20 protein-coding genes are annotated in these 20,213 nt (G+C 63.1%); 6 read left to right on the forward strand and 14 right to left on the reverse strand.

Annotation, left to right across the window (positions count from 1 at the left end):
• Window positions 1-444: 444 nt before the first annotated feature.
• Together CR103_RS22705 and CR103_RS22710 are read right to left on the reverse strand one after the other, a co-directional pair.
• On the reverse strand, window positions 445-591 hold the full coding sequence (locus tag CR103_RS22705; protein ID WP_180279375.1) for a hypothetical protein: 147 nt from the start codon (window positions 589-591) through the stop codon (window positions 445-447).
• Between the two features lie 70 nt (window positions 592-661).
• On the reverse strand, window positions 662-832 hold the full coding sequence (locus CR103_RS22710) for a hypothetical protein (protein ID WP_180279376.1): 171 nt from the start codon (window positions 830-832) through the stop codon (window positions 662-664).
• 184 nt (window positions 833-1,016) lie between these two features.
• Here CR103_RS22710 and CR103_RS12810 point away from each other — a divergent pair, with 184 nt between their 5' ends.
• From CR103_RS12810 to CR103_RS12820, 3 genes are all read left to right on the forward strand, one after another.
• Window positions 1,017-1,280, forward strand: coding sequence for a hypothetical protein (locus CR103_RS12810; RefSeq protein ID WP_099916376.1), 264 nt, complete (start codon window positions 1,017-1,019; stop codon window positions 1,278-1,280).
• 416 nt (window positions 1,281-1,696) lie between these two features.
• Window positions 1,697-1,903, forward strand: a complete 207-nt coding sequence (locus CR103_RS12815) for a hypothetical protein (RefSeq protein ID WP_099916377.1) — start codon at window positions 1,697-1,699, stop codon at window positions 1,901-1,903.
• A 24-nt stretch (window positions 1,904-1,927) separates the two neighbouring features.
• Window positions 1,928-2,701, forward strand: coding sequence for a GIN domain-containing protein (locus CR103_RS12820; protein WP_099916378.1), 774 nt, complete (start codon window positions 1,928-1,930; stop codon window positions 2,699-2,701).
• Window positions 2,702-2,759: 58 nt separating this feature from the next.
• On the opposite strand, the gene CR103_RS12825 is transcribed toward CR103_RS12820, so the two are convergent.
• The 11 genes from CR103_RS12825 to CR103_RS12875 form a co-directional block, all read right to left on the reverse strand.
• Window positions 2,760-3,926 carry a LytR C-terminal domain-containing protein gene (locus tag CR103_RS12825; RefSeq protein ID WP_099916379.1) on the reverse strand — a complete coding sequence of 389 codons (1,167 nt, stop codon included), beginning with the start codon at window positions 3,924-3,926 and terminating at the stop codon, window positions 2,760-2,762.
• A gap of 21 nt (window positions 3,927-3,947) precedes the next feature.
• On the reverse strand, window positions 3,948-4,889 hold the full coding sequence (locus CR103_RS12830) for a type II secretion system F family protein (protein WP_099916380.1): 942 nt from the start codon (window positions 4,887-4,889) through the stop codon (window positions 3,948-3,950).
• A gap of 9 nt (window positions 4,890-4,898) precedes the next feature.
• Window positions 4,899-5,876, reverse strand: a complete 978-nt coding sequence (locus CR103_RS12835) for a type II secretion system F family protein (protein ID WP_099916381.1) — start codon at window positions 5,874-5,876, stop codon at window positions 4,899-4,901.
• 34 nt (window positions 5,877-5,910) lie between these two features.
• A complete protein-coding gene (locus CR103_RS12840) occupies window positions 5,911-7,257 on the reverse strand; it encodes a TadA family conjugal transfer-associated ATPase (protein ID WP_099916382.1) in 1,347 nt (448 codons plus the stop codon).
• A gap of 24 nt (window positions 7,258-7,281) precedes the next feature.
• Window positions 7,282-8,463, reverse strand: a complete 1,182-nt coding sequence (locus CR103_RS12845) for a CpaE/TadZ family protein (protein WP_099916383.1) — start codon at window positions 8,461-8,463, stop codon at window positions 7,282-7,284.
• 96 nt (window positions 8,464-8,559) lie between these two features.
• Window positions 8,560-8,853, reverse strand: coding sequence for a hypothetical protein (locus CR103_RS12850; protein ID WP_229443043.1), 294 nt, complete (start codon window positions 8,851-8,853; stop codon window positions 8,560-8,562).
• A 9-nt stretch (window positions 8,854-8,862) separates the two neighbouring features.
• The gene (locus tag CR103_RS12855; RefSeq protein ID WP_180279377.1) at window positions 8,863-10,401 is read right to left on the reverse strand and encodes a type II and III secretion system protein family protein; all 1,539 of its coding nucleotides are present in this window, start codon (window positions 10,399-10,401) and stop codon (window positions 8,863-8,865) included.
• Window positions 10,402-10,434: 33 nt separating this feature from the next.
• Window positions 10,435-11,283, reverse strand: coding sequence for a Flp pilus assembly protein CpaB (gene cpaB, locus CR103_RS12860; RefSeq protein ID WP_099916385.1), 849 nt, complete (start codon window positions 11,281-11,283; stop codon window positions 10,435-10,437).
• Window positions 11,283-12,695 carry a DUF8689 domain-containing protein gene (locus tag CR103_RS12865; RefSeq protein ID WP_099916386.1) on the reverse strand — a complete coding sequence of 471 codons (1,413 nt, stop codon included), beginning with the start codon at window positions 12,693-12,695 and terminating at the stop codon, window positions 11,283-11,285. The genes cpaB and CR103_RS12865 overlap by 1 nt, the downstream gene beginning before the upstream one ends.
• A gap of 120 nt (window positions 12,696-12,815) precedes the next feature.
• The gene (locus CR103_RS12870) at window positions 12,816-13,349 is read right to left on the reverse strand and encodes an A24 family peptidase (RefSeq protein WP_099916387.1); all 534 of its coding nucleotides are present in this window, start codon (window positions 13,347-13,349) and stop codon (window positions 12,816-12,818) included.
• Window positions 13,350-13,410: 61 nt separating this feature from the next.
• A complete protein-coding gene (locus CR103_RS12875; protein WP_099916388.1) occupies window positions 13,411-13,590 on the reverse strand; it encodes a Flp family type IVb pilin in 180 nt (59 codons plus the stop codon).
• Between the two features lie 188 nt (window positions 13,591-13,778).
• Between CR103_RS12875 and CR103_RS22715 the strand changes: the two genes are divergently transcribed.
• Both CR103_RS22715 and CR103_RS12880 read left to right on the forward strand, forming a co-directional pair.
• Window positions 13,779-13,970 carry a hypothetical protein gene (locus CR103_RS22715; protein ID WP_180279378.1) on the forward strand — a complete coding sequence of 64 codons (192 nt, stop codon included), beginning with the start codon at window positions 13,779-13,781 and terminating at the stop codon, window positions 13,968-13,970.
• Complete coding sequence (locus CR103_RS12880) at window positions 13,955-14,989, forward strand: GGDEF domain-containing protein (protein ID WP_099916389.1); 1,035 nt, start codon at window positions 13,955-13,957, stop codon at window positions 14,987-14,989. Before CR103_RS22715 ends, CR103_RS12880 begins: the two co-directional genes overlap by 16 nt.
• A 15-nt stretch (window positions 14,990-15,004) precedes the next feature.
• Here CR103_RS12880 and CR103_RS12885 read toward each other — a convergent pair whose 3' ends face one another.
• Window positions 15,005-16,225, reverse strand: a complete 1,221-nt coding sequence (locus CR103_RS12885) for an HD-GYP domain-containing protein (protein ID WP_099916390.1) — start codon at window positions 16,223-16,225, stop codon at window positions 15,005-15,007.
• Between the two features lie 261 nt (window positions 16,226-16,486).
• On the opposite strand from CR103_RS12885, the gene CR103_RS12890 reads away from it, so the two are divergent.
• Entirely contained in the window at window positions 16,487-20,053 is a 3,567-nt protein-coding gene (locus CR103_RS12890) for an indolepyruvate ferredoxin oxidoreductase family protein (protein WP_099916391.1), read from the forward strand.
• The last annotated feature ends 160 nt before the right edge of the window (window positions 20,054-20,213 follow it).

The raw sequence follows: 20,213 nt of genomic DNA on the forward strand, positions 1-20,213 counted from the left end.
GTCCAAAATGCAAAGGAAACTTTCCGATCAAACCGGATGGCAACGGTGCCAAGCATAAGGGAAGACCGTACGCGTATCACAACGACGTTACCGCTTGCGGGGCAAAACTGATTTCCTCGTTGTAGCCGGTGACAACAGGCGCCGCCAACGAGCCAGGTGTCACCGGCGCGAAGCCCAGCCAATTTGTGGGAACCCCACTTCTGTACGATCAACGATCAGCGCATGATCGGTACGTCGTATGCGCTCCACCTTGCGACCTAAGCTCGAAGCGCGCGACGAATCTCTTCTACCGGCCAGGCCAGCCGCCCATTGCCACGAACGGGTCGAAGAGGTCCATTTTCAGACGATGTCCATACCCTCAATTTATGTAGGGGGACGAGCTGCGGTCGACGGGCCACTAGTGTGACACCAGGGGATTACGACCGGCGCAGTAATCGCGGGGGATCAAACCTTATCAGCGCTATGCTTTGACATCACGCGTTTGATGACCGACTCGATGGCGTCGCCACCCTCGGTCGTCTCGTGATCCATGCCAAATTTTTCGCGCTCCAAGGCGAACAAGGTCCTCAGCGTATCGGACAGTTTTTTCATCACCTCGACCTGGCTTGGCAAGGCGATTACCCTGCTTTACACCTCACTCAATTTATTGCTACTGCTGGCATCAGGTGCGCGTAACAATTCGCCCAAGCCTACGCGCACGGGCAATGTCGGCCTGGTGCCGCAGGATGGGGTCGGTCTGGATCCGCGCATTGACGTCGACGACCAAATTTTCGGTAATCTTGCTTTTCGCGTCCAGCTTGCCGTCCCGTGTCGACTTGTCCAGATTGGCCAAGTCCGGCCTCTGATCTTCGCGGCCAAGTCACGCGATCATTGGCGCTCGTCCGCGACCTGGCCGATACGGGCCGTCGAAATGCCATATTCATGTGCCAGCAGGCGCATGGTGTCATTTTTCCGAACTGAAAAAAACCTGCCACAGTCTAACGTTTATTCAATCCCATTTTATCGAGTCAGCAGCCATGAACACGCATTCGAAAGGCGCGGCGAAACGCCTGATTTTTTCGCTGGTTGTCGCATCGGCGCTGGGTGGATGCGCTGTTTATAACCCGGGCTACCCCGGCTATGCTGACCCATACCCGTACGGCACGCCGTTTTATTCCGGCGTGCCGTATTACGTCGGCCCGCCCGTTTCCCTCGGCTTGTGGTATCGGTCGCACGGCGGCTATCGCGGCCACCATGGTCACCACGGCCATCACCGCGGATGGGGCGGCAGGCATCGCTAGTGCCGTGTTCGCGCGCGATAACGCTTCTCCCCGGGACGGCGTCGATACACACCGGCCTTTGTGGCGCAATGTATATGTTGCAAGCGCACGCATGAATTGCACATTTACGATTCAGAAATCTTCACTTGGAGAACTTTACCGTGACGACGCGCGGCCGAATAATCCGAACCGCAGTTAAGCAGCAAGAGCTCGAATTCAGTAGCACGTCAGGCGCGCAGCGATTCCCTCCCCGGCCGCGCGTCTGGGCTTGCCGCTTGCGCCAGTCCTTGTCATAGCGCCCGCTATTGCAGCCCTCCTGGCCGTTTTTTGCACTCCATGACGGCGAATGTGCAGTCTGTCGCAATCCGCTGGGGCTGCGTTGGGCCTGTCGCTATAGTTCACTCAACCAAACGAACTTTAGCCCTTAGGAGCCCAACGTGAACATCGCAAAAAACATGGAAATCATCTTTATTGCCGCCCTTGCACTGGCCTCGGCGACCAGCCTGGTCAATGCCGCGGCGCTCCAGCGCCATCGCGCCGCTTCGCCCGCCGTCCTGCACCTTGAACCGGCAGTGCCGATGACGGTGGTGACGATCACCGGCAAGCGCCTGAAGGCTGCGCAAAAAGCGCAGCTCGGCACTTGATCGCCACCTTCGCGGAGAAGAAAAATGCACAAACTGATCGGTACTGCACTCATGGTGGCGACGCTGTCGGCAACTACGGGCGCCGCGCTGGCCCAGCAAATCAGCCAGACACGCCAGATCGATGCGCGGGTGCTGAAGGTGACGCTGGGCGGCATCATCGACTTGCGCCTGAAGCAAGGGCCAACGGCGTCGCTGGTGATCGCCGGCGACCAGCGTTATGTGCCGAAGGTGGTCACGACGCAGCAGGGCGACACGTTGCGGATCGATATCGAGAACAACCGCCATATTCATTTCGGCGGCAACAACAAAACGGAACAATTGCGCGCCGAGCTGACCTTGCCGAACCTGAGTGAAGTGGTGTCGCAGGGCGTGGGCACGACGGCAATCAGCGGCTTTTCGGGAGAACAAATCCGGCTGGCGCTCGATGGCGCCGGCAGCGTCGTGCTGACCGGCCGCTACCGCGTCATCGACGCCAGCCTGGGTGGGGTCGGCAGCATGACGCTGAACTCCGGCGACACCGAGCGCATTGAACTGAACCTGCGCGGGGCCGGCAGGATCGACATCAATGGCCACAGCAAGCTGTTGCGCGCGCGGCTCGGTGGGGTTGGCAGCCTGGAGGCTGGCGGGTTGCGGGCCGACACGGTTGAGCTCAGCATGACGGGCTTGGGGAGCGCGACGGTCTATGCGAAAACCAACGCCACGTTGTCGTTAAATGGACTCGGCTCGGCGACGGTGTTTGGCAAGCCGGCCAATCGCAAGTCGACCGCGAGCGGCCTGGGCGGCATAAGCTGGCAATAGGCCGAGGGACTGAAGCGATGAGGGAATGAGGGGTTGAGCAAGATGAGCGCCATGTCAATCACCCGGCCCTGGCGGCCCTGGCCAGCGCCGCCTTGATAAGGAGCCGTGCTTCGGCCTTGCTGCGCACCAGGTCGCGTCCGATCACCAGCCGCATGTCGGCGTTGTTGCAGCTCGCCACTTCGGTAACGTCGGCGTGACCAAAACGCTCAGCCAGCCGGGTAGCAGCTTCGCGAAATCCGGCCTGGTATTCAATCCGGGTGCGCTCGACGTTAAAACCCTTCTCGTTCGACAGCCGTACCACGCGCAAGCTGGTGTCACCCATCTTGCGCGCCAGCGAACGGGCCATGCCGGTGATGCCATTGCCGTTGCGAATTTCGAGCCAGGTGATTTCGTCGCCAGCGGCGGCGGCGGCGGCCGACACTGCGACCGCCAAGGCCGGTTCCGGTTTGTTCTGCTCCACCGCGGCTACGGCAGGCGCCGACATGACCGCGGCGACCGGCACCGGTTTAGCTGCCACGGCGGCAGGCGGTGGCGTGCGGCGCAGTTCGAACATCCCATTGGCGCTCTGGCGCACTTCGGTGGCGGCCCAGCTGTCGGCGGCAGCGGTGGTGACAGTGGCGGCGGCAACGCCATCGGCAACCGGGGCCGCCCCGCCGCGCTTGACCAGCGCATAGTCGGCCTTGAAGTCGTGCTGCTTGAGCGTGCTGGCTTGTTTGAACATCAGTTGCGCGCGCTCGGTCTGGCCGAGCTTCTCAAGAGAGCTGCCAAGGTGGCGCCAGGCGCGGTAATTGAGCGGGTCGAGCACGCAGGCGCGCTCGAGGGCGGCAACGGCCTGCTGGTAGTCGCCGTTGAGCAGGTGGGCGTAGCCTAAATTACTGTAGAGGAAGGCGGCGCCCGGGCCCGACGGCGCGGTGGACGGGTCGGTCAGCGCACGCCATAGTGCGATCGCTGTCGGAAAATTGCCTTGCTCCGCGTATAGCGTAGCCAGGCCGTTGGTGGCGTTGACGTGGCGCGGGTCGAGCCGCAGTGCGGCCTGGTAGGACGCAATCGCCGCCGGATAACGGTTGGCCAGGTGCTGCTGGCGTCCCAGCACGTAGGCGTCGTCAGGCGAACCGGCCAGTTGTGCGGGCTGCGCCGGCAGCGCGCCGCGCGGCCCGATGTCGGCGCAGGCAAACAGCAGCGCACCGGCGCAGGCGGAGGACAGATACTTCACGGTAGGACGCATGGCAGTCTCCTGGCGGCGTAGTTAGTGGGAGCCGGCCATGGCCGGCATCAGGGTACGTAAAATCTGGATTACCGCCGGTCCGATCAGCACCATCAGCACGGTGGGGAAGATGCAGAAAATCAGCGGGAACATCAGCTTGAGTGCGATCTTGGCCGCTGTTTCCTCCGCCGCCATGCGGCGCTTGGTGCGCAGGTTGTCCGAATGCACCCGCAGCGACGCGCCCATGCTGGTGCCGAAGCGCTCGGACTGGATCAACATCGCCACCAGGGTGTCGACGTCTTCGACGCCGCTGCGCAGGGCGAAATTGCGCAGCGCCTTTTCCTTGGTGAAGCCGGCGCGCATTTCCATCAGCACCAACTGCAGTTCCTGCGCCAGCACCATGCTCTTAATGTGAATTTCTCCGGCCACCTTGATCAGCGAGCGTTCAAGGCTGAGGCCGGCTTCGACGCACACCGTCAGCAGGTCGAGTGCGTCGGGAATGGTTTCGAAAATTTCGCGCCGGCGGCGCCGGGCAATGCGCACCAGCACCATGTTCGGCACGTAATAGCCGAATGCGGCGCAGGCGAACAGCATCAGCATGAATTGCTTGCCGGGCGGGTGCTTGCCAGTGATCGCCAGGCCGAGGGCGACGGCTGCCGGGAGGCCCAGCGCGAGCAAGGTCTTCGAGGCGAAGTACAGGGTCGGCGCGGCCGGCGTGCGCCAGCCGGCATTCATGAACAGCGTGCGCAGGGCCGATTTCGCCCAACCCTCCTCGGGCAGCGACAGCTTGGTGAACGGCTGCGCGACCTTGGCCACGCGTTCGATCCAGCCGCCAGTCTCGAGCTGGCTGACCTCGGCCTTGCCGAGGAAGACATCGAGCCGTTCGCGGATCGTGCGCGGCGAGAACATCGCCATCGCCAGCCCGGCCAGCGCGGCGACGATCGTAAACACTATCAGCAAAAATATCAGATGTTCGGCGCTCATGGCGTCTCCTCAGATTCGAATACGGATCAACTTGCGCAACCACAGGACGCCAATGAGAATCATGCCGGCGCCATACCACAGCAGGCGCATGCCGATCGGGTCGGTCCACAACACGCGGATATATGCCGGGCTGCTTAGTGTCATACCCAGCATCACGGCAAATGGCAGCAGGCCCAGCACCCAGGCCGACATGCGCCCCTCGGCCGACAGAACGCGCACCTGGGCCACCAGTTTCAGGCGCTCGCGGATGATGTGGCTGATGTTGCCAAGGATCTCGGCCAGGTTACCGCCCGCCTCGCGCTGGATCAGTACCGCGATCACCAGGTAGCGCAGGTCGGTCAGCGGGATGCGCGTGGCCAGGTTCGACAGCGCCTCATGCATCGGCACGCCGTAGTTGATTTCCTCGTGCGCGGTGCGGAACTCGCCCGCCAGCGGCTCCGGCAGTTCGGTGCCGACCATCTGCAGTACGTTGGTAAACGAGTGACCGGCACGCATCGCGCGGGCCAGGAAATCGGCAGCCTCGGGTAACTGGATCTCGATCTTCTGCAGGCGCAGGGCGCGCGCGTGGCGCAGCAAACTGTACGGGATGCTCATGAACGCGATGGCGATGACGCAGCGAACCAGCAGTGGCACCGGCCAGATCATCCCCAGCCCCAGGCTGGCGCACAACAAGGCGGCGGTCCAGGCGCCGAACTGCGCGACCGACCATTTGACGCCGGCTTGCTGCAGCAGGCCATCGATCCGGCGCGCAGGCGGCAGGCGGTGCAGCAGCTGGTCAAGCATCTCGCTCTTGCTGTAGCGGCGTTGCTTGAGGATCGAAATCCGCTCGGCGCCGCCGCGCGGGCCGTCCGACATCATGCGCAGACGGCGCGCGATGCGCTGGGCGCCACCGCCGTGGTTGTCGGCCCACCACAGGTAGGCGGCCTCGATCGTCAAGATAGTGGCGGCGAATAGCAATACCGCAAACCCGTAATAGATCCCATCCATGTTGCCCCCAATTCAGTGCTGCCGCCGGCGCCGGCTATTCGAAGGTGCGGTCCGGATCGAACGCGGTTTCGGCCACCGCCGCGCCGAACAGGCGCAGCCGCTCCGCAAAGCGCGGCCGCACGCCGGTGGCGCAGAAATAGCCGAGCACCTTGCCATCGGCATTCACGCCGGTCTGCTCGAAGCGGAAGATTTCCTGCATCGCGATGACGTCCCCTTCCATGCCGGTGATCTCCTGCAGGCTCACCAGCTTGCGCGCGCCGTCGGTCAGCCGCGTCACTTGCAGCACTACTGTAACGGCCGAGCAGATCTGCTGGCGCGTAGCGCGTGGCGTCAGGTTTGCGCCAGCCATGCCGACCATGTTTTCCAGCCGCGCCAACGCGTCGCGCGGGGTGTTCGAGTGGATTGTCGCCAGCGAGCCCTCGTGGCCGGTGTTCATCGCCTGCAGCATGTCCATTGCCTCGGCACCGCGCACCTCGCCGAGGATGATGCGGTCGGGCCGCATGCGCAGCGCGTTGCGTACCAGTGCCCTCTGGGTCACTTCGCCCTTGCCTTCAATGTTGGGCGGGCGCGTCTCGAGGCGCACTACGTGCGGCTGGCGCATCTGCAGCTCGGCCGCGTCCTCGATCGTGACGATCCTCTCGTTGGCCGGAATGAAGCCCGACAGCAGGTTGAGCAAGGTGGTCTTGCCGCTGCCGGTGCCGCCCGAGATCAGGATATTAATCTTGGCCAAGCCGAGCGCCTGCAGCACCTGCACCATCGGCGGCGTCAAGCTCTTGTAGGCGAGCAGATTATCCACGGTGAGCGGATTGACGGCGAAACGGCGGATCGACAGGATCGGCCCATCCACCGCCAGCGGCGGAATAATCGCGTTCACCCGCGAGCCATCGGGCAGGCGGGCGTCAACCATCGGGCTCGACTCGTCGACCCGGCGCCCGACCCGCGAAACGATTTTTTCGATGATCTTCATCAGGTGTGCGTTGTCGTGGAACGTCACGTCGGTCAGCTCGAGCTTGCCGCGCCGCTCGACATACACCTTGGCGTAGGTGTTGACCAAAATGTCCGACACGGTCGGATCGGCCAGCAAGGTCTCGAGCGGGCCGAAGCCAAGCATCTCGTGCTGGATGTCGAGTACCAGGTTGTGCCGTTCGCTCTGGTTGAGGACGATACGCTCTTCCTCGATGATGCGCTGGATCAGCAGCGCCAGCTCGTGCTTGAACTGTTCGGCCGTAAGGCGTTTAAGGCGCTCCAGGTCGATCCGGTCGAGGATCATCTGGTGCATGCTCTTCTTGAGCTCCTGGTAGGCCTGGTTGGCCACTTCAGGCAGCTCCAGCGATGGCGCCAGCGCATCGTCGACGACCGCCAGCCGTTCACGTAAGGTCATGTTGAACTCCGTTTTGCGTTCTGCTTACACATCGCTGTCGCCGCGGCCGAAGATGCGGTCGAACAGGCCTTTGCTTTCCGGCACCCGGCGCGCCGTCAGCAGTTCGACCAGTTCGGCCAAACTGCGCGCCACTGCCGACGAGCGCGACAGCTGCAGCACCGGCACGCCCTGGTTGACCGAATCGGTCACTGCCATGTAGTCGTTCGGGATCGTGTGCAACACCTCGGCGCCAAGCGCCGACTGCAGGTCCTGCAGCCGCAACCGCAGCTTGCCACCCTTTTCGTAACGGTTGACGATCAGCCGGGTGTTTTCGAGTGGATAGCCGAGCGAACGGAAAATGTCGAGCAGGCGGCGGGCGTCCCGGATGTCTGGCAGCGCCAGTTGCAAGATCGGGTAGATTGCATCGGCGTTGTCGAGCGCACGCAGCGACATGGCGTCGATCTGGCGGCCGACGTCGAGGACGATGTAGTCATAATGCTGGCGCGCCACCCGCAGCAAGGTGTCCATCTGCTCCGGCTTGAGGTTGCCGGCGTTGCCCGGATCGTCGGCGGCGGCCAGCACGCCGAAGCCGGGCGCCACGTGCACCAGGCACGATTCAAGGAACGGGCCATCGACGCGGGCGATCTGGCTGCAGACGTCGGACAGCGTCATCGCCGGCTTCAAGTCCGACACGTACAGCGCGGCGTCGCCGAACTGGCCGTGCAGGTCGATCAGCATGACCTTCTTGTCGGCCAGCGTCGCCAGCGCGTAACCGAAATTGGTCGATATGAAGGTGGCGCCGCTACCGCCCTTGCATGCAATGAAGGCGAGTACCTTGCCATCGCGCAGCGGCACGATACCGGCGCTGGTGGCGATTCGGTCAAGCGCCTCATGGAACGCGAGGTGCACCAGCGGCAGCTGCAACACCTCGCGCACGCCGGCGCGCATGGCGCGGATCAAGAGGTCTTGCTGTTGCACGGCCCCTGTCAGCAGGATAAAACTGGCAGCTGCATAGTGCTTGCCGAGGCGGTCGAGCAAGTCAGCGTCGGTCGCCTCGCTGTAAGATGCGTCGATAATGACCAGCGCCGGCGGTTCGGGCGGCAGGCGATCGAGCGCGTCAGGCAGGCTGGCGCGGGTGGCGATGCTCAATGGCGGCATGCGCGCGGCGCCCTGGGACGCGATTTCCGCGTGAAGCTGGCTGTCGCGGCTAATCAGTAAGGCTTTCATCGCTATTCCTTGTATGCGAACGCTGGCTGTTTCTTCCTAAAGTACAAGCCGCCGGCCGTCGGCGCGCGGCTACGCCATCGCTGCGCCGCGCCGCGGTCAGTTAGGGCCGGCAACGCCCATCGGGACGAAAGTGGCAGCGGCAGGCGCTGCATCGGTCTTGCCGAACGAGTGTTCGTAGCGCTGCAGCGCCGCGCGCGCCGCGCGGCCATCGATGCCGTTCACCGGCGTGGTGTTGCGCGCGGCGGCCGGATTGGCCACCTGAGAGGCGAGCGTGGCCCGCACCGACTGGCCGAAAAGGGCGTCGTTTTGAGAAGTGGTGGTGGCGCAGCCCTGCAGCAGCAGCGCCAGTGCGGCGACGATCAAAAGGCGAATCCGAAGCGATGAAGTCACAAAACCTCCTTATTTGAGTTCAAAGCCGCGCGCGCTGTCGGACGACAACGCCGCCGGCGCAGCAGCGCGGGTGGACGCGGCGCGGCCTTCAAGCCGGCCGCCCAGCAACAGTTCGGCGCGGCTCGGCGGCACCACGCCATCGGTCGGCAGCGTGTAGTTCGGCGGCAGCGGCTTGACCAGGTGGGCGGTGATCACGAACACCAGCTCGGTGCGGTCCTGCTGGTAATCGGCGCTGCGAAACAGCGCGCCGAGGATTGGCACCTCGCCCAGCAGCGGCAGGCCCTTCAGGCTGGCGCTCATATTATTTTTGATCAGCCCACCGATAGCGAAACTCTGGCCGTCGTACAGCTGGACCGTGGTGCTGGCGCGCCGGCTGGTGATCAGCGGCAGAATTGCGGTGCCCGGCAGGCCGGCCGCGGTGAAACCGACGCCTTCGCGCGACAATTCCGACACCTCGGGCGCGACGCGCAGGTTGATGCGACCGCCGGCCAGCACGGTCGGGGTAAAACGCAGGCCGACGCCAAATTCCTTTTCTTCGAGCGTGACCTTGTTATTATCCTGCGCCACCGGAATGAAGATCTTGCCGCCTGCCAGGAACGACCCTTCCTGGCCGCTGATCGCCATCACGTTCGGCTCTGCCAGGATACGCACCAGGCCATCCTGCTTCTGCGCTTCGAGCGTGAACTGGTTACCGTTCGACTTGCGGGCGTCGAACAAGCCACCGGCACTGCCGGTCAGGAAATTCGACAGCAAGGTGGTAGCCCAGCTCCCCGACGCGTACTTCAGCGTCGCGCCCGCTTCAAGCTTTTCAAGCAGGGTTTTCGACACCTCGGCGATCTTGACCTCGAGCATCACCTGCTGCGGCGCGCTTACGTTGAGCATATTGATCACCCGCACCGCGCTGGCTTGCCCACCACCCGGCATGGCGGCGGCGGCGGCGCCTGCAGGCGTCGATGCCTCGGTCTTGCCGACGGCGTTGAGCGGCTGCAGCGGCCGCCGGACAAACGCAGCGGCCAATTCGCCGGCGCGCGCCGCGGTTGAGGCGTCGGCCACCGTCCCGGTCAGCACCAGCGAATCGGCGGCGGCCATCACGTGGATGTCTTTCTCGTCCGGCAGCAGCGCCGCCAGACTGGCCTGGAACGCGCTGGCGTCCATCGTGACAACGATGTCAACGATGCTGCAGGCGCCACTTTTCCCCTGGATAATCATGTTGGTGCTGCCAACATCAATGCCGGCGATATACAAGGTGTCGGGCGCGACCAGCATTGCCTGCACGACGCCCGGATTGCCGACGCTGCGGTGACGCAGCGGCTCGGGCAGGCGCATCATCGCCGACTTGCCAAGTTGTAGGCTAAGATTGCCGGGCCTGGCGCCCTCGCCGCTGCACTGCGGACCGACTTCGCCGCGCAGTGCCACCGGCGGCGTAGCGGGCGCGGAATTCTTGGCCGGCGCGGCGGCAAAGGCCATGCCGGCCGTTACCGCGAGGGTGACGCTACCGAGCACGCGGCGGGTGCGGATCAACCGTTGCTGTCTGACGCATCTGTCCATTGCGTTCATCCTGAAGAAAGAGACGATTGAAAATCAAAAACACTCTTGCGACATAATTACGCCGTTCAGCACCCCGACGCAGTCGCGCTTGACCAGCGCTGCCTTTTGCAACATCGGCTTGGCCGGCGCCGGCTTGGCAACCGCTAACACTGGCTTTGGCGGCGGCTCCTCGGCTTCATTGAGCAGCGTGCGCTTGGTCGCGCCGTCGGTCTTGGCGTCGAGCGGATCGACCTGGTTACGCAGTGCCAGCGACAAGGTGCCCACGCTCCTGGCCAGATCGAGGTTTTCGGCCTGCGCTGGCGTCACTTCCAGGGTGACGGCGTTGACCACGCGTGGCTTGGTGTCGTCGCGGCTGACTTCCTGGGCTACGGCCAGGACCAAGATGCGTTCGAGCACGATTTTCGCGATATTCTTCGGCTGGCCGCCACGGTCGCCCGACAGTATCTCTAGCTGGGTGCTGACGATGACGTCGACATAATTACCAGGCAGGGCAAACCCGGCCACCCCGATAACGTCGTTGACGCGCACCGTGATGGCGCGCTTGCCTTCAGTGATCACGGCCGACAGCCCGCCCGAAGCGCCCATTGGCGCCAGCTTCGCTTCGGTAACCGGATCGCCAACCTGGATGCTGCTCTTGAGCACCCGTCCAACGATCGTCTTTGGATCGCCGGCCGTGCCGGGCGGCTTGTTACCGATCGGCCAGTCAGACAGCTTGAGCATGTCCGGCGTGATGCGCTGGCCAAGGTTGACGTCGCTGGCAGCGACGACAATGCGGTCGACCGAGGCGGCAGACTGGCGTAGCAGCCGCGAGGCCAGCAAAACGGCAGCAAGTCCGAACACGATGGCGACCGCCATCACCATGATTGCACGTTTGTTTTTCATTATCTCTCTCCAAACAGGACCATGGCATGGGCCGGCGCGGCCGCACGGGGCTGGGCAATTACTGGCGCGCTGCATGCAAACATGCTGCCCCAGGCCTGCTCCAGCGCGGGAACCGTCAGGCGCGGCGGGGTTCCGGCGAAGCTGGCAAAATCGACCACCCGGCCAAGCAGCTCGCGCGGGTAGCTCGCCAGCAGCGGCCGCGCCGCTGGAGCGTGCAGATGGTGCAGCAGGTAGTCGGCGGCGTCTTCGTCGTACGGCACCCGCAGTACGACGCACTGGCGGCGCAGCAGCGCGCGGTAGCCTGCCTCGCTCATCGGGCCAAGATGGATCTTGTAGCCGATCCGGCGCAGCAGCGGCTCGTCGAGCACCGCCTGCGGCGCCAGGTTGGTAGCAAATACCAGAGTAACGTCGAACGGCACAGTCTCGGCATGCCCGCCCTGCAAAGTCAGCACGTCGGTGCCGTAGTCGAGCGGGCCGATGAAGCGGTTCAGCAATTCGGCCGCAGGCACCCGCTGGCGGCCAAGATCGTCGACGACAAGCAAGCCGCCGCTGGCCTGGAAATGCGGCGGCGCGTGATAGATACCGTTGGCCGCGTCAAAGCGGAAGTCGAGCATCTCGCGCGTCAGTTCGGCGCCCACCTGCACCACCGGGCGCTGGCACACCGCCCAGCGCATGTCGTTGCGGCGCTCGTCGAACTGGCGCGCTTGCGGCGGCGGCGGGGCCTGATGCAGCAGCGGGTCGTAAAACTGGACAATCTGCTGGTCGACCAAAATCGCGTGCGGCACCACGACAACACCTTGCAACAGCCGCCCTAGCTTGCGCGCCAGTGCCGACTTGCCGCTGCCGGACGGGCCATGCAGCAGCATCGCGCGACCGGAATGCAGCGCTGCGCCAAGCTGGTCGCGCAGGCTGCCGTCGATGCCGTCGTCGGCCAGCGCGGCGCCAAGTTCGGCCGGGCTGATGTGGCCGCCATCGGCACGGCGCACCGAGTCGCGCGCCAGCACGGCCCGAAAGGCATCGAGCGTCACCGGCGCCGGGCCGATGTAGCGGCACTGCGCCAAGCAGGCCGCCGCATGCGCCTTGCCGGCGTCGGTCAAATTATATTGAACATCAATGTCCGTTTCGCCGCGCCAGGCCACTTCCACCAGTTGCTCGCTGAGCATCAGCTGAAGCGCCTCGCGCAGCACGCTCATGGACAGACGCAGCTTGCCGGCCAATACCGGCAGGTGTGCCTTGCCCAGTGCGTGAATCGCCTTGGCCAGCAGCGCCAGCACTAGCTGCCGGTCAAGTCCGGTTTCGCGGATCGACTTCGGTTGCGGCGGGACAATTGCGGTGACGTCTGGCTCGGGCGGCGCGGCGCGGGCAGGCGCGAGATGCGACTCCGCGGCGATGGTTGGTGCTGCCTCAAGCATGGAATGCTCCTTCAGGTTTGACTTTTTTTGACGCCGGATATTTCCAGAAATCATTGAGTCGATTGTATCCATCAGGCATTTATTCTTTTTGACTTACAGCAAGGATGAACCGGTCGTCCTTCAGCCGTGGCGCTGCACCAGCAATAGTAAAGTGCCGCTGGCGATGGCAAGTCCGTAGGGGATCGAGCCGACACTGGGCGCCGGCATCGGCTCGGGCGCTAATGGCACGCCGGCCAGCCGCATCCAGATCGATCGCAGCAGATGGCTGACGTTGGCGGTGGCGGTGCCCAAGCGGCCCTGGGCCACCACCACGACCAACGCCATCACGCCGCCAGCGCAAACCGACAGAACGGCCAACTGCAATACCTCCATCGGCGTAATGAAAAAACCGGTGGCGGCCATCAATTTGACGTCGCCGGCGGCCATGCCGCGCACGCAGTACAGCGGCAGGAACACCAGCAAGCCGGTGGCGGCGCCGGCAAGGGCGCGCAGCAGGCTGTCGGCAGGGAAATTCGAGAATAAATGGAGGGTCACGGCTCCGAGCATACCGGCCAACAGCAGGGTATTCGGAATGCGCCGCGACAGCAGGTCGTTCGTGGCGGCTAATACAACCATCAACATCAGCAGCAAGTCGAGACAGAGAGGAATTGGCATGATGTCACTTTCAAGGGAAATGCTATCCGGACGGGGCCCCATCCGGAAAGCTCAACGGCTGTTAGGCAGGGGACATCGCGGTTCGCACTGTGTTAAAGGTGGTATTGAGCTGGTCACCCAAGAACCCCACGGCGCCCGCGATGGCGACGCCCACCAGAGCGGCGATCAGACCATATTCGATTGCGGTAACACCGTTTTCGTCAGCGATGAAGGCTTTGACTGCGGATGCGATTTTGCTCATGATTAACTCCGTGTGATGGTTGAAAAAACAAACCTGGCGAATTAACTGACCTCAACTTACTTTTCGTGGAAAACTAAATTTTTCTGTCCTTCACTACCTGCGCCAGTGAAATCACTATAAGGTTTGATTCCAATGTGTGAGTTGATTACACGCAAGCTTTCTTTTCGGCATTATCAACGGTGTATTGTGTGTTGCGCCAGCGCGTCTCCGGTGCCGGTTTTGGCGGCGCGATGTCGTGGCGCACAAGGCCGGCATGTCGACCCGGCCAGAAAAAAGATTTCCGTCAGTACGATATGTTGCCTACAGCCCAAAAACAAACTATCCTGCATGCCTTTGCTGATTCGATCACTCTTCCTGAGACGACATGGATTCCCTTCTGAAACACATGGTGGACATGACCGGCCACCGCGATCACACGATGCTCGATATTTCGGTGATTTCAGCGGTGCAGGAATTGGCCGGCGCTGCGCAGACGCGCGTGTTCAGCATCGCCACCGTGCGCGGTCAGCAGTTCATCCGTTCGCGCGCGATCATTAACAGCGGCAGCCCGGCGCGCATGGAAGCGCATTCAGACCACCACGGCGCCAGCGCGCCGATTCTCGTCTGTTCCGAATTGAAAGCATGCCTGGCGCGGCACGACACGCTTGCCGAGCGCATCGGCGCCGACGGCGCACGCACGCTATGGCTGCCGATCTGGATCGGCGACAAGGCCGACACCTGCCTCGAGATCGTCCATCCGATCCCGTTCAGCAGCGACACCTTGCACGTCATCAAAGGCATCGTCAGCGTCTACCGCAACTTCCAGAATCTGCTCGACTACAGCGAACGCGATTCGCTTACCGGCTTGCTCAACCGCAAGACCTTCGACGACCAGCTCGCCAAGATGCTGCAAGCCGCATCACACGCGGACATGCCGCTGGCGCAAGAGCGGCGGCACCCGGTTTCCACCGAAAAGCAATGGCTGGCGGTGATCGACGTCGACCATTTCAAGCTGGTCAATGACAAGTTCGGCCACCTGTACGGCGACGAAGTGCTGATCCTCATCGCCAACCTGCTGCAATCGTCTTTTCGCGCGCAGGACCGCGTGTTCCGCTTCGGCGGCGAGGAGTTTGTCGTACTGTTGCGCTCGACCAGTCTGGACAACGCGCGCCGCATCATCGAGCGCTTCCGCAGCAACGTCGCTAAGTATGACTTCCCGCAAGTGGGCAATGTCACCGTCAGTGTCGGCTTCGTCAGCATCTGCGTCAGCGATGCGCCGGTGGCGATCCTCGGGCACGCCGACCAGGCGCTGTACTACGCCAAGTCGCACGGACGCAACCAGACCTGCCACTATGACGAACTGGTTAGTAGCGGTCTGCTGGCAACGGTGGCGTCGAACGACACGGCGGAGTTTTTCTAAGCAAATCCGGGTTTTTCAAACCAGGCTGATAAACCTCATCGGATCGACTTTCCACTTGGCGGGCGCTTCGTGGCTAACGATCTTGTCGCCACCGCCAAAACCGACGGCGCGCGACAAATCCACCGTTTGCGGCTGGATGTACACATTGGTCTTGGTGTTAAAAAACACGTTGACCTTCGGCGCCAGCAGGTTGGTCGGATGCGGCTCAATGACCACTGCCAGCCGTCCGGAGCCGAGCATGACCATGGTGCCGACCGGATAAATACCGACGCAGCGCATGAACTCCTGCACATATTGCGGATTGAAGTGGAATTTGCTCCACTCGTAAATCTTGCGCAGCGCTTCGGCCGCCGATATCCCTTTGTGATAGCAGCGGTCGGCGGTGATGGCGTCGTAGACGTCGACGATCGCCGCCATCTGCGCCAGTTCGCTGATCGCGCCCTCACCCTGCTTGTCCGGATAACCGCTGCCGTCGCGCCGCTCGTGGTGGTGTAAGGTGATGTCAAGCGGGATCGGGCCGATCCCGGGCGTTTTGACCAGGATGTCGTAACCATCGCGCGGATGGCGCCGGACGATGGCAAATTCTTGTTCCGTCAGCGCGCCCGGCTTGTTTAGGACCTTGTTGGGCACCAGCGCCTTGCCGGTGTCGTGCAGCAGCCCGCCCAGCCCGGCCTGGTAAGTCGTCTCGGCCCCGAGCCCGCGTGCCCGGCAGAACGCCACCAGCAAGGTGCACACGCTGACCGAATGTAGAAAGGTGTAGTCGTCGGCGGTCTTGACGCGCAACAGGCTCGTCAATGCGCCGGGATTGCGCAGGATCGATTCGGTGATGCTCTCGACCATCGGCGAGACCTGGTCGAGCTCGATCGCCTTGCCGAGCCGCGCGTCCTGCATCACAGTGCGCACCAGCCCGGCGGCCTGGTGCCGGATCGCCGCCGCCCGCCGCAGCTCCTCGCCCAGCGACACGCGGGTGACGAGCACCGGTTTGGCGGCGATCACCGTCAGCTCGGCCTCGGTCCGCGCCCGCGCCTCGTCCACCGTCGGCGCGTCGCGCACGTCGAGCCCGCGCGCGCTGTCGATCACCACGTCGTGGATGCCGGCGTCGCGGATCTTGCCGATCTCCGACTCGCATCTGAGCACGAAGCGGTTGCGCACGAACGGATGGGTCATCCAGTCACAGCTGAGGTCATGGATGTACATGCCCACTTTTAACTGCGATGCGTCAATTTTTTTTAACATTGAAGGGTCCGCCTAAGTGGCAAAGCGCACGCTGGCGCGGCACCGTCCAAGTATACCGATTTAGTTGCCATTGGGGAATAATGTTTTAAGAAGAAAATTTGCAAATTTACAATAATAGCATTGCTACACGGCCGCAAGCGCGCTCGGCCAGAGTAAAATAGCTGGCTGTCGCAAACCGCGACACGCTGACCTGCCACCCACGCGCCTACCCGGCATGCATGGCGGCGGGCACTATTCCGATCACCATTTTGGAGCCTCACCATGCCAGACACCACGGCGCGCGCGCATGCCAGCGAGCAGGACCTTTCAAACCGGCTTGCCACCGTCAGCCTCGACGACAAGTACACTGCCAAGTCAGGCAATATTTTCCTGTCGGGCATCCAGGCGCTGGTGCGCTTGCCGATGATCCAGCGCGAGCGCGACGAAGCGGCGGGCCTGAACACTGCCGGCTTCATTTCCGGCTACCGCGGCTCGCCCCTCGGCGGCCTCGATGAAACGCTGTGGAAAGCCAAGGGCCACCTCGACGCCCACCACGTCAAATTCGTCCCCGGCGTCAACGAAGACCTCGCCGCCACCGCCGTGTGGGGCACCCAGACCGTCGACCTGATCGGCCCGGCCAAATACGACGGCGTGTTCGCCATGTGGTACGGCAAGGGGCCCGGCGTCGACCGCTGCGGCGACATCTTCAAGCACATGAACCATGCCGGCACCAGCCGCCACGGCGGCGTGCTGCTGGTGGCCGGTGACGACCATGGCGCCTACTCGTCGACCTTGCCGCACCAGTCCGACCATATCTTCTCGGCTTGCATGGTGCCGCTGTTATATCCATGTAACGTTCAGGAATACCTCGACCTCGGCGTGCACGGCTGGGCCATGTCGCGCTTTTCCGGCTGCACCGTCGCCTTCAAGGCGTTAGCCGACACGGTCGAGTCGAGCGCCTCGGTCGACGCCGACCCGCACCGCGTGCAAGTGAAAATCCCGCCGGACTTCGTCATGCCCGAGGGCGGCCTGAACGCGCGGCTGTCGTCCGACCCGCTTGGCATGCAGGCGCGCAAGCAAGAAGCGCTGATGCAGGACTACAAGATCTACGCCGCGCTGGCATATGCGCGCGAAAACAAGCTCAACCATACTACGATCAGCAGCCCCGACGCCAGGCTCGGCATCATCGCCTCCGGCAAGTCTTACCTCGACGTCCTCGAAGCGCTCGAAGCGCTCGGCATCGACGAAGCGATGGCGGCGCAAGTGGGCCTGCGCCTGTTCAAGGTCGCCATGCCATGGCCGCTGGAACCGGACAGCGTGCGCGAATTCGCCCAGGGCCTGGAAGAAATCCTGGTGGTCGAAGAGAAGCGCCAGATGGTCGAATACCAGCTCAAGGAACAGCTCTACAACTGGCGCGACGACGTCCGTCCCCACATCATCGGCAAGTTCGACGACAAGGGCGAATGGGTGGCGCCGCGCGGCGAATGGCTGCTGACCTCGAAGGCCGATTTTTCGGTGTCGCAAGTGGCGCGCGTCATCGCCGGCCGCATTGCACGGCTGGTCACCGACGAGAAAACCTGCGAATTGATCCGCGTGCGCCTGGCCTTCCTCGACGCCAAGGATGCGGTGCTCAAGAAAGCCGTCGACACGCCGTTCCGCCCGGCTTTCTACTGCTCCGGCTGCCCGCACAACACCTCGACCAAGGTCCCCGACGGCAGCTTTGCGCTGGCCGGTATCGGCTGTCACGTGATGGCCACCGCGATCTACCCTGGCATGAACAAGCTGACCACCCACATGGGCGGCGAAGGCGCGCCGTGGATCGGCCAGTCGGCATTTTCGACAGTGCCGCACGTGTTCCAGAACCTTGGCGACGGCACCTACTTCCACTCCGGCTACCTGGCCATTCGCGCCACCGTTGCCGCCAACGTCAACATGACGTACAAGATCCTCTACAACGACGCGGTGGCGATGACCGGCGGCCAGCCGGTCGACGGCCAGACCTCGGTGCCGATGATCGCCCAGCAAATGGCGGCCGAAGGCGTCAAGCGCATCGCGCTGGTAACCGAAGATCTGTCGCGCTATACCGACCGCTCGCACCTGCCGGCGATCGTCAGCCTGCACGACCGCAAGGAAATGGATGCCGTCCAGCGCGAACTGCGCGAGATCGAAGGCGTATCGGTGCTGATCTACGACCAGACGTGCGCGGCCGAAAAGCGCCGCCGCCGCAAAAAAGGCGACTTCCCCGACCCGGCCAAACGCATGGTCATCAACGAAGCGGTGTGCGAAGGCTGCGGCGACTGCGGCGTGCAGTCGAACTGCACCTCGATCCTGCCGAAGGAAACCGAATTTGGCCGCAAGCGCACCATCGACCAGTCGTCCTGCAACAAGGACTATTCGTGCGTCAAAGGCTTTTGCCCAAGCTTCGTCACGGTCGAAGGCGGCACCCTGAAAAAGTCAAAAACCGGGGTCACGAAAGATAACGTGAACGACGGTTTCGGCGCCCTGCCCGAGCCCGTGCTGCCAAACCTCGATGCGCCCTATAACATCCTCATCAACGGCATCGGCGGCACCGGCGTGATCACCGTCGGCGCCCTGGTGGGCATGGCCGCCCACCTCGAGGCGAAGGGCGCCTCGGTGCTCGACATGACCGGCATGTCGCAGAAAAACGGTTCGGTCACCTCGCACGTCAAGATTGCGCGTTCGCCCGCCCACCTGCTGGCCCAGCGCATCGCCACCGGCGAAGCCGACCTGGTTTTGGGCTGCGACATGCTCACCGCCGGCGCCCACGACGCCATCTCGAAAATGCGCCCGGGCCGCACCATGGCCGTCATCAACCTGCACGAGCAGCCGCCCGGCACGTTCACCCAGGACGCCGACTGGCAATATCCGGCGGCGCAAGTGCGCGCCCTGATCGGCGAATCGGTCGGCGCGCCGGCCCTTGACAGCTGCGACTTCATCGACGCCACCAAACTGGCCACCGCACTAATGGGCGACTCGATCGCCGCCAACCTGTTCATGCTCGGCTACGCCTGGCAGAAGGGCCGCATTCCGTTGACCGAAGCGTCGCTGCTGCGCGCGATCGAACTCAATGGCGTGGCGATCGCCTCGAACAAGAAAAGCTTCCTGTGGGGCCGCCGCGCCGCAGTCGACATGCAGCGCGTCGAAAACATCGCTACGCCGGCGCAGGCGATCGTCATGCAGATGCCGCAAAGCCTGGACAACGTCATCAAGCAGCGCGTCAAAGCCTTGACCGCCTACCAGGACGCCGCCTACGCCGAGCGCTATGCAACCTTGGTGGCGCAGGTGCGCGCGACGGAAACGGCCCAGGGCCTGGGCACCAGGCTCTCGACCGCGGTCGCCAAATATTATTTCAAGCTGATGGCCTACAAGGACGAATACGAAGTGGCGCGCCTGTACACCGACGGTCGCTTTATCGAACAATTGAAGTCACAATTTGAAGGCAACTTCTCGCTCAAGCTCAACCTGGCGCCGCCGCTGCTGGCCAAGAAAGACGGCAAGGGTCATCTCGTTAAAGCCGAATTCGGCTCGTGGATGTGGCGTGCGTTCCAGCTGCTGGCCAAATTCAAGGGCCTGCGCGGCGGCGCGTTCGATGTCTTCGGCTACAGCGAAGAGCGTAAGATGGAACGCGCGCTGATCGTCGAATACCGCACCATGATCGAAAATTTGCTGGCCGGCCTGAACGCGGACAATGTCGCCAACGCGGTCGAACTGGCGAATTTGCCGGAGCAGGTGCGCGGGTTTGGGCATGTGAAGGAAGCGGCGGTCGGGAAATTCCGCGCGGAAAAAGAGCAGCTGCTCGCCATGAACAAACAGCAGCGCGCCGCGTAAGATTTTCCGTCCGCACAATAAGACTCCGTCATCCTCGCGCAAGCGGGGATCCATGCTGAGCAAGCTGCTACCATTTCGGCCAGCTCACTGTGGATCCCCGCATGCGCGAGGATGACGGTCTTGAGGGCAATGGTCGTGCTTGACGTTAACGTAAACGTCA

This window comes from Massilia psychrophila (assembly GCF_002760665.1).
In the GTDB taxonomy this organism is placed as follows: domain Bacteria; phylum Pseudomonadota; class Gammaproteobacteria; order Burkholderiales; family Burkholderiaceae_D; genus JAFCUW01.